The sequence below is a fragment of the Rubritalea tangerina genome (genome assembly GCF_042683245.1).
GTDB classification, from domain to species: Bacteria; Verrucomicrobiota; Verrucomicrobiia; order Verrucomicrobiales; family Akkermansiaceae; genus Rubritalea; species Rubritalea tangerina.
Genome location: NZ_JBHUJB010000068.1, coordinates 1 through 1966, shown reverse-complemented (window position 1 = coordinate 1966; position 1966 = coordinate 1). Strand labels below are relative to the sequence as shown.

The window sequence follows — 1966 nt, the reverse complement described above, 5'->3', positions numbered from 1 at the left end:
CAAGCCTATCCGACTTTTCCTGACTACTTTAAAACACCGAAAAACCGCTTAAGTCCGTGCCATTCCGGTCAGTCCCCTCAATCTCCGCAATCTTAATACCAACCAGAGAATCTTGATCCCAGGGGCTATAGAGGCCGTTATAAGCTCCACCCCACGAATTAAAATCCCAATCCACCGCCCTACAGTCACCCTCATCATTCACCACAAAACTAGGCCCAATGTCTCTCATCCAGCTATCGTTATAGCTCATCTCCACCACGCGAATATGACGCGGCAATCTCGCCCTCGCATTGTTAAATTGGTGCTTTGAAACTGCTACAGTAACCGGCTCAGATGCAGCAATCGCCTCCGCTACCTTGATAAAAACTGCCTGCGCAGGCTTCGCACCTAAGCGCCAGTTGTCTGTTCTCTCCGGCCACGCCATCCAGCATCCACTGTGGGCTTCGAACTCTCCTGGCATGCGGTAGCCGTCTTGTCTCGGTGTGCTGATATGTCGGTATGTCATTGCTCTGTTTGCTTACTCGTGTTCTGCGCCTTGCGCGTTCTAAAAATCAAGATCTCTCCAATGATCAGGGCCACCAAAATCCCAGTGCCCACATTGCGAAAATAATCTTCATCAAATTCCGTTCCCGGCACGTAAACAAAAAAGATAATGCCTAACAGAAGTAAAATGCTCGGTACCACTCCGCAGTAATAAAGCGCAAATTTACCACCCGGCACCTTATAAGGCCTCTCCTGCTTCGCATCCTGTAACCTCAACTTTAAAAAGGCAGGAAACAACAATAAGTAACTCGCTAACAATGTGATCGCCCCGAGAGAAAATACATCCCAAAATAGGTCCTCAACCGACCCTTGATCTTCCAAACTGTCTGCCATCACGTGGTGCGTGTCCGTCAGAATTTCGTTCATCGAACCACCGCTCGCCAGTGCACCATAAGCCAGCATCACCACCGTGGAAATAACCCCATTCCAGATGGCCACATTCAGAGGCGCTCCCGTCTTTAGATGTAACTTTGCCAATGACTTCGGCAGCAAATTCTCCTGTGCAGCGTACACCACAGCGCGGTTCACGCCCATCGCCCATGTCACCACATTACTAATCAAGGTATATAAAAACATCAGTCCCAGCACCACTAAAGCCCCTTTAGCGATACCGCCACCCCCAAACATAATCGAAAAAGCCTCCATCACTCCCGTCGCATCACTGATCGTCTCCACCGGCATCGTCGCCAATATCCCAAGCGTCGCTAATAGATAAAACACCGCTATCAACACCCCCCCTAAAATCACCGCCTTCGGAATATCCTTCTTCGGGTCATTCATCGCACTCGATGCGCCAGCAATAATCTCAAACCCCATAAAGTTGAAAATAATTACCGGCAAATAACCCATCCCAGCTTCCAAACTAGGCGTCACCGTCTGCCAATTGATTTCATTGGCAAACCCATTCTTCATCCCTACATACACACCACAAACACCTAACAAAGTCATGATGATCGCCTTGAAAATCGACCCAAGATTCGGCAACCACAATATATGCTCAACGTCGCGCATCGTAATAAACGACTTCACCCACGACATCACTATCGCCACCCCAGCTACCTCCCACGCCGACAACTCAATCCCCAACAACTGACTGCCCACTAAAGCAAATAAATAAAATACCGCAGGCACCCAGAGCGCATAGTTTACCCAATACAACCACGCCACACGCGCCCCCACCGCATCGCCAAACACACGCCTCACTCAATCCACAATCCCTCCCTCATCCGGATATGCCGTCCCTAACTCCGCTGTGACCAATCCATACGGAATGAAAAATAACACAAACATGATCAGCCACCACGCTATCGCCGAAGGCCCAATGATCGCAGACGCCGCTATCGTATCCACAACCAATACGCATGCGCGTTCACTTAAGGAGCTGTAGTTTATCCATCAGCGACTTACGACTTCTTCGATCCAT

At 49.5% G+C, this 1966-nt stretch carries 1 protein-coding gene and 1 pseudogene; both read right to left on the bottom strand.

What is annotated here, in order from left to right:
* Positions 1–64 precede the first annotated feature (64 nt).
* A pseudogene (locus ACFSW8_RS14245) lies at positions 65–505 on the bottom strand (agmatine deiminase family protein); the annotation flags it as partial.
* The gene (locus ACFSW8_RS14240; RefSeq protein ID WP_465269579.1) at positions 502–1746 is read right to left on the bottom strand and encodes an APC family permease; all 1245 of its coding nucleotides are present in this window, start codon (positions 1744–1746) and stop codon (positions 502–504) included. The gene ACFSW8_RS14240 and the pseudogene ACFSW8_RS14245, both read right to left, overlap by 4 nt.
* Between the last annotated feature and the right edge of the window lie 220 nt (positions 1747–1966).